Annotated in this window: 7 protein-coding genes; all 7 read left to right on the top strand. The window is 67.4% G+C overall.

Annotation, left to right across the window (positions count from 1 at the left end; genetic code table 11):
- Positions 1-73: 73 nt before the first annotated feature.
- Positions 74-2146 (top strand): carbon starvation CstA family protein, encoded by a 2073-nt coding sequence (locus E4L98_RS12535; RefSeq protein ID WP_135201890.1) that lies wholly within the window; start codon positions 74-76, stop codon positions 2144-2146.
- Complete coding sequence (locus tag E4L98_RS12530) at positions 2146-2346, top strand: YbdD/YjiX family protein (RefSeq protein WP_135201889.1); 201 nt, start codon at positions 2146-2148, stop codon at positions 2344-2346. The genes E4L98_RS12535 and E4L98_RS12530 overlap by 1 nt, the downstream gene beginning before the upstream one ends.
- Positions 2347-2418: 72 nt before the next feature.
- Positions 2419-3288 (top strand): ThiF family adenylyltransferase, encoded by an 870-nt coding sequence (locus tag E4L98_RS12525; RefSeq protein WP_135201888.1) that lies wholly within the window; start codon positions 2419-2421, stop codon positions 3286-3288.
- Positions 3285-4361 carry a nitroreductase family protein gene (locus E4L98_RS12520; RefSeq protein WP_135201887.1) on the top strand — a complete coding sequence of 359 codons (1077 nt, stop codon included), beginning with the start codon at positions 3285-3287 and terminating at the stop codon, positions 4359-4361. The genes E4L98_RS12525 and E4L98_RS12520 overlap by 4 nt, the downstream gene beginning before the upstream one ends.
- On the top strand, positions 4361-5017 hold the full coding sequence (locus tag E4L98_RS12515; RefSeq protein WP_135201886.1) for an acyltransferase: 657 nt from the start codon (positions 4361-4363) through the stop codon (positions 5015-5017). The genes E4L98_RS12520 and E4L98_RS12515 overlap by 1 nt, the downstream gene beginning before the upstream one ends.
- A 144-nt stretch (positions 5018-5161) precedes the next feature.
- The gene (locus E4L98_RS12510) at positions 5162-6085 is read left to right on the top strand and encodes a PEP-CTERM sorting domain-containing protein (RefSeq protein ID WP_135201885.1); all 924 of its coding nucleotides are present in this window, start codon (positions 5162-5164) and stop codon (positions 6083-6085) included.
- Positions 6086-6280: 195 nt separating this feature from the next.
- Positions 6281-6647: CHASE sensor domain-containing protein (locus E4L98_RS12505; RefSeq protein ID WP_307722116.1), on the top strand; the 367-nt coding region annotated here is incomplete at its 3' end.

Here is a 6647-nt window from a genome sequence, read left to right as displayed (position 1 = left end):
GCCGTATGCGCGCATACGGCAGAGCCCGTGTGCGATTGGCAGAACTGACCCCGGAGTGAACCTTGGAGGATGTATGACTACTGGACCCAATACTTTTGCGGCCAAGCTCGGCTGGGCGGCGATGGCGCTGTGCGGCGCCGCCGCCCTGGGCGTGATCGCGCTGCACCGCGGCGAGTCGATCAGCGCGATCTGGATCGTGATCGCCGCCGTCTGCGTGTACCTGATCGCTTACCGCTTTTATTCGCTGTATATCGCCGACAAGGTGCTGGGCCTGGACGGCCGCCGCCTGACGCCGGCCAACCGCCTCAACGATGGCCTCGACCACGTGCCGACCAATAAATATGTGCTGTTCGGCCACCATTTTGCCGCCATCGCCGGCGCCGGCCCGCTGGTCGGCCCGGTGCTGGCCGCGCAGATGGGCTATCTGCCCGGCATGCTGTGGATCCTGGCCGGGGTGGTGTTCGCCGGCGCCGTGCAGGACTTCATCGTGCTGTTCATTTCCATGCGCCGCGACGGCCGCTCGCTCGGCGATCTGATCAAGTCGGAGCTGGGCCAGATCCCCGGCATGATCGCGCTGCTGGGCACCTTCATGATCATGGTCATCATCCTGGCGGTGCTGGCGCTGATCGTGGTCAAGGCCCTGACCGGCTCGCCCTGGGGCAGCTTCACAGTGATGGCCACCATCCCGATCGCCCTGTTCATGGGTGTGTATGCGCGCTATATCCGCGTCGGCCGCGTCGGCGAGGTGTCGCTGATCGGCTTCATTCTGCTGATGGGCGCCATCTTCGGCGGCCAGTACGTCCAGGAAAACGCCGCGCTGGCGCCGATGTTCACCTTCACCGGCACCGAGCTGACCTGGATGCTGATCGGCTACGGTTTCATCGCCTCGGTGCTGCCGGTGTGGCTGCTGCTGGCGCCGCGCGACTACCTGTCGACCTTCCTCAAGATCGGCACCATCGTCGGCCTGGCGCTGGGCATCCTGATCGTCGCGCCGCAGTTGCAGATGCCGTCGCTGACCAAATTCATCGATGGCAGCGGTCCTGTCTGGTCGGGCTCGCTGTTCCCCTTCCTCTTCATCACCATCGCCTGCGGCGCCGTGTCCGGCTTCCACGCGCTGATCGCGTCCGGCACCACGCCCAAGATGATCGAGTCGGAAACCCACGCGCGCTTCATCGGCTACGGCGCGATGCTGATGGAATCGTTCGTCGCCATCATGGCCCTGGTGGCGGCCTCGACCATCGATCCGGGCGTGTATTTCGCCATGAACAGCCCGGCCGCGCTGCTCGGCACCACGGCCGAGTCCGCCGCACAGGCGGTGGCGCAGATGGGCTTTTATATCACCCCCGAGATGCTGACCGAGACCGCGCGCAACGTCGGCGAGCACAGCATCATCTCGCGCGCCGGCGGCGCACCGACCCTGGCGGTGGGCATGGCGCACATCCTCTCCGGCGTGATCGGCGGCAAGGCCATGATGGCGTTCTGGTACCACTTCGCCATCCTGTTCGAGGCGCTGTTCATCCTCACCGCGGTCGATGCCGGCACCCGCGCCGGCCGCTTCATGCTGCAGGATCTGCTGGGCGCCTTCGTGCCGGCCATGAAGCAGACCGACAACACCTTCGCCAACCTGCTGGCCACCGGTTTGTGCGTGGCGGCCTGGGGCTACTTCCTGTACCAGGGCGTGGTCGATCCGCTGGGCGGCATCAACACGCTGTGGCCGCTGTTCGGCATCGCCAACCAGATGCTGGCGGCGATCGCGCTGACCCTGGGCACCTGCGTGCTGTTCAAGATGAAGCGCGGCCAGTACGCCTGGGTCACCATCGTGCCGACCGCGTGGCTGCTGCTGTGCACGCTGACGGCCGGCTGCCAGAAGATCTTCGCCGCCAATCCGAAAGTCGGCTTCCTGGCCCACGCCGCCAAGTACCAGGCGGCGCTGGCCGACGGCAAGGTGCTGGCGCCGGCCAAGTCGGTGGCGCAGATGCAGCAGGTGATCTTCAACGATTACCTGGACGCCGCGCTGGCCGGCTTTTTCGTGATCGTGGTGCTGAGCGTGCTGGTGTTCGGCATCCGCACCGTGCTGGTGGCGCGCGCCAGCGCCCGGCCAACCGTCAACGAAAGCCCGCTGGTGCCGGGCCCGCAGGTGCCGTGATGCTGGGCGACATCGCCAAGGCCGGCCGCTATCTCGGCCAAAGCATGCGCCTGATGATGGGCCTGCCCGACTACGACATCTATGTCAGCCACCGCGAGGCCACGCATCCGGGCGAGCCCATCATGACATACGAGGAATTCTTCCGCGAACGCCAGCAAGCCCGCTACGGCGGCGCCGGCAAACGAGGCGGCTGCTGCTGAAACGCAGACCGGCTCACCACGCGCCGGTTTTTTCGGGAACTTTTCAGCGTACCCATGTGTCCAACCCGGACCATGGCATATTCTTTCTCTTATCAGGACGCGTTCGCGCGCAACATCGGCTGGGTGACGCCGGCTGAACAGGCGATTCTGCGCAGCAAGCGCGTAGCCATTGCCGGCATGGGCGGCGTCGGCGGCGTGCACCTGCTGACGCTGGCGCGGCTGGGCATAGGCGCCTTCCACATCGCCGATTTCGACACCTTCGACATCGCCAATTTCAACCGCCAGGTCGGCGCCACCATGTCGACCCTGGGCCAGCCCAAGGTCGAGGTGCTGGCCGCGATGGCGCTCGACATCAACCCCGAGCTGCGGCTCCGGCAATTTCCGCAAGGCGTCAGCCGGCAGCAGCTGGCCGAGTTCTTCGACGGCGTCGACCTGTACGTGGACGGCCTGGACTTTTTCGCCTTCGAGGCCAGGCAGCAGACCTTTGCCGCCTGCGCCCGCTTCAACATCCCGGCCGTCACCGCGGCGCCGCTGGGCATGGGCACGGCGGTGATGAACTTCCTGCCCGGCCAGATGACGTTCGAGGAATATTTCGGCTGGGGCGACCTGCCCGACCTGGAAAAAGGCTTGCGCTTCCTGGTCGGCCTGGCGCCGGCCGGCCTGCACGGCGGCTACCTGGTCGATCCGTCCACCATCAACCTGAAAGAGCAGCGCGGCCCGTCCACCATCATGGGCTGCCAGCTGTGCGCCGGCGCCGCCGCCACCGAAGCGCTGAAAATCCTGCTCAACCGCGGCGAGGTGCTGGCGGCCCCGCGCGGCTACCAGTTCGACGCCTTCCGCAACAAGCTGGTGCGCACCTGGCGTCCCGGCGGCCACCGCCATCCGCTGCAGTGGCTGATGATGGCGCTGGCGCGGCGCCGCCGTCCGGGAGGCGACACATGAGCACCATGCAGCAGATCCTGGAGCTGGCGCGCTGGGCACCCAGCGGCGACAACACCCAGCCCTGGCGCTTCGAAATCCTCGACGACAGCCGCGTGGTGGTGCACGGCCACGACACGCGCGACTACTGCGTCTACGACCTGGACGGCCATCCCAGCCAGATGTCGCTGGGCGCGCTGCTGGAAACCATGGCCATCGCCGCCAGCACCTACCAGTTGCAGATGCGCTGCCAGCGTCATCCGGACACGCCCGACACGCGGCCCACCTTCAGCGTCGAGTTCCTGCCCGCGCACGGCATGGAGGCCGATCCGCTGGCCGACAGCATCCTGCCGCGCAGCGTGCAGCGCCGGCCGCTGAGCCGGCGGCCGCTGACCGCCGCCGAAAAAACCGCGCTGGCGGCCGCGCTGCCGCAAGGCTACCGCGTGCACTGGCTGGAAGGCGGCCAGCGCCTGGCCGCCGCGCGGCTGATGTTCCGCAACGCCAAGCTGCGCCTGACCATGCCCGAGGCGCACCAGGTGCACCGTGCCATCATCGCCTGGGACAGCCAGTTCAGCGAAGACCGCATTCCCGACCAGGCGCTGGGCGCGGACGCCATGACCACCCGGCTGATGCGCTGGGTCATGCACGACTGGCGCCGCGTGCAATTCTTCAACACCTGGCTGGCCGGCACGCTGGCGCCGCGGCTGCAGATGGACCTGATCCCCAGCCTGGCCTGCGCCGCGCACTTCGTGCTGGCGGCGGCGCGGCCGCCGGTCAGCATCGACGACTATGTCGCCGCCGGCCGCGCGATGCAGCGCTTCTGGCTGACGGCCACCGCGCAGGGCCTGCAGCTGCAGCCGGAAATGACGCCGCTGATCTTCTCGCGCTACGTGCGCGAAAACCGCAGCTTTTCCCGCACGCCCGGCATGCGCGAACGGGCGCTGGCGCTGGCGGCGCAGGGCGCGCACCTGGTCGGCGCGGAGCTCTGGGACGCGGCGGTGTTCATGGGCCGCATCGGCGCCGGCGCAGCGGCGCGCGCGCGCTCGCTGCGGCGCCCCTTGCGCGAACTGCTGATCACGCCGGACAGGGGCGCCTGATGCGCGCCATCAAACCCGGCCAGGTGGCGGTGTTCCTGTGCCTGCTGGCACTGATCCTGCTGCTGAGCCTAGCCACCACCGCGCTGGTCATCGACGCCCTGCCGCTCGGCGACTTCCGCGGCGTGCTGCTGGTGCTGGCGGCCATCTTGCTGACCTATGTGTACGCCATGCTGGTCTACCGCCTGTTCCTGCTGGCGGCGCCGCTGCGCGAGGGCGAGGTGGCCGAACACTCGCGCCACGAACTGGCCGCCAACGTGCACATCCTGTTCTACCTGCTGCTGTTCAATTCGCTGATCCGCACGCATTTCATCCCGGTGCCGCTGCAACGCCTGATTTACCTGGCGCTGGGGGCGCGGCTGGGCGCCAACACCTACGCCGCCGGCGCCCTGCTCGACCCAGCGCTGACCCGCATCGGCAGCAACACCATCATCGGCCACGACGCCGTGATCTTCGCCCACGTGATCGAAGGCAGCCGGCTGGAGTTGAAGGCGGTCGAGATCGGCAACACCGTCACCATCGGCGCGCACGCGGTGGTGATGGCCGGCGTGCGGATCGGCGACAACGCCATCGTCTCGGTGGGCGCGGTGGTGACCAAGGATACCCGGATCCCGCCCGGCGAGGTCTGGGGCGGCATTCCGGCACGTCGGCTGAAATGACGGTTTTTTTTACAAGCTTGCCTGAATCGCCACCCCGCGCTTGCGTAAGTGCCTGTTTTGATGGACATCGCAGATGCTGGCAGGGCTCTTGCTCTTAACCTGGTACGGTCCCGATCCCCGTGGCCGGTCATTCGAGGAGCACACATGAAAACTTATCCAACCGCGCTGGCCGCCGCCGTGCTGGCCGCCTTGCTGGCAGCGCCGCTGGCCGCCAGCGCCGCCCCCACGCTGGGCCTGGACCCCACCGGCACCGGCAATTACACCACCTACGCCGACCTGTGGACCAATGTCACCGACACCGGCCTGGCCACCGGCTTCATCCCCGGCATCACCGTCGGCGGCGGCCCCGGCTCGGCCGCGCCCTACCTGACCGAACTGCGTTCGCAAATGGTGGTGGGCACCATGTCGAACAGCAATATCCCGGCCATCGTCACCCCGGCCGGGCTGAACAGCACCTTTGAAATCAGCAAGGTGGTGCGCTTTCAGGAACTGGTGGACGCGCAGACCGCCAACACCGTGCACTTCGGCCTGCCGGCTACGCAATCTGCTGCAATGGATGTGGACGCCGCGCATGCCGGCGTCCAGAACGTCGCCATCTATCTGGACAACATCACCGACGGCAGCAAGGCCGTGCCCGGCAACGGCGGCAACACCGTGCGCTGCTATGGCGAGGGCGTGACCTCGGCCGGCTGCGGCGCCGGCGGCGACGGCGACGGCATCCTGATCATGTCCGGCCACCTGATCTTCAACGACGCCAGCTTCGCCTCGTCCGGCGCGGTGGGCACCGGCTCGTTCGATTCGCGCTTCATGATCGACTATGTCGACAACAACTACCTGGACGTCGTCACCGGCAGCGTCTTCATCGACAAATTCACCGGCACCACCAACGTGCCATCGTTCTTCACGCCAACGATGATGTGGGACGGGTCCACGCCCACCACCGTGCCCTTCCTCAAAGTCGATTCGTCGCAAAGCTTCGCCAGCATTCCGGAGCCGGCGACCCTGGCACTGATAGGACTGGGCTTTGCCGGCCTCGCGCTGGGCACGCGCCGCAAGGTACAGTTCTGAACCGCAGCAGCGGTCTTCACAGCGGCCACGGCCCCCTCCGCCGTCGCCGCTTTTTTGCGCCGCGTTTTTGTCACGATTTGACACGCCTGAGCGCATGCAGTTTGCGCCAGCGCAAACGCGCGCCGCCGGATACCGATCAAAGTTGAGCTTGCCTGACGCATACAACTTTCTGATTGGCATATATGGATGGGCGCGATGTTCAAGCTTGAACGTTCCGGTCTGAGCCAGAAACTGACCCTGATGTCCGTGCTGTCCACCGGCAGCGCGCTACTGCTGGTGTTTGCCGTGTTTGCCGTCACCTCGGTGCGCAGCCACCGCGAGGAAGCGGCGCAGCAACTGGCCACGCTGGCGGCGGTCACCGGCGCCAGCAGTCAGGCGGCGCGCGCGTACGGCAATCCCGCGCAAGCGCGGCGGATGCTGGCGGCGCTCGCGCTCGAGACCGACGTCCTGCAGGCCGCGCTGTACGACAGCACGGGTCGGCTGGTGGCGCGCTACGTCGCGCCGCGCCTGCCGGCCGCGCCGGAGGCGCCAGACGCACCGACGGCGCCGGACACGCTGGAGG

Origin of the sequence: Duganella callida, assembly GCF_004614165.1 — a bacterium.
GTDB lineage: Bacteria > Pseudomonadota > Gammaproteobacteria > Burkholderiales > Burkholderiaceae_D > Rugamonas > Rugamonas callida.
Note: the sequence above shows the minus strand (reverse complement) of the source record. Positions and strands in the feature narration are given on the sequence as shown.

What these genes read in the sequence shown, in the direction of transcription:
- E4L98_RS12535 (WP_135201890.1), top strand. Translation starts at nt 74, where the DNA reads ATGACTACTGGACCCAATACTTTTGCGGCCAAGCTCGGCTGGGCGGCG.
- E4L98_RS12530 (WP_135201889.1), top strand. Translation starts at nt 2,146, where the DNA reads ATGCTGGGCGACATCGCCAAGGCCGGCCGCTATCTCGGCCAAAGCATG.
- E4L98_RS12525 (WP_135201888.1), top strand. Translation starts at nt 2,419, where the DNA reads ATGGCATATTCTTTCTCTTATCAGGACGCGTTCGCGCGCAACATCGGC.
- E4L98_RS12520 (WP_135201887.1), top strand. Translation starts at nt 3,285, where the DNA reads ATGAGCACCATGCAGCAGATCCTGGAGCTGGCGCGCTGGGCACCCAGC.
- E4L98_RS12515 (WP_135201886.1), top strand. Translation starts at nt 4,361, where the DNA reads ATGCGCGCCATCAAACCCGGCCAGGTGGCGGTGTTCCTGTGCCTGCTG.
- E4L98_RS12510 (WP_135201885.1), top strand. Translation starts at nt 5,162, where the DNA reads ATGAAAACTTATCCAACCGCGCTGGCCGCCGCCGTGCTGGCCGCCTTG.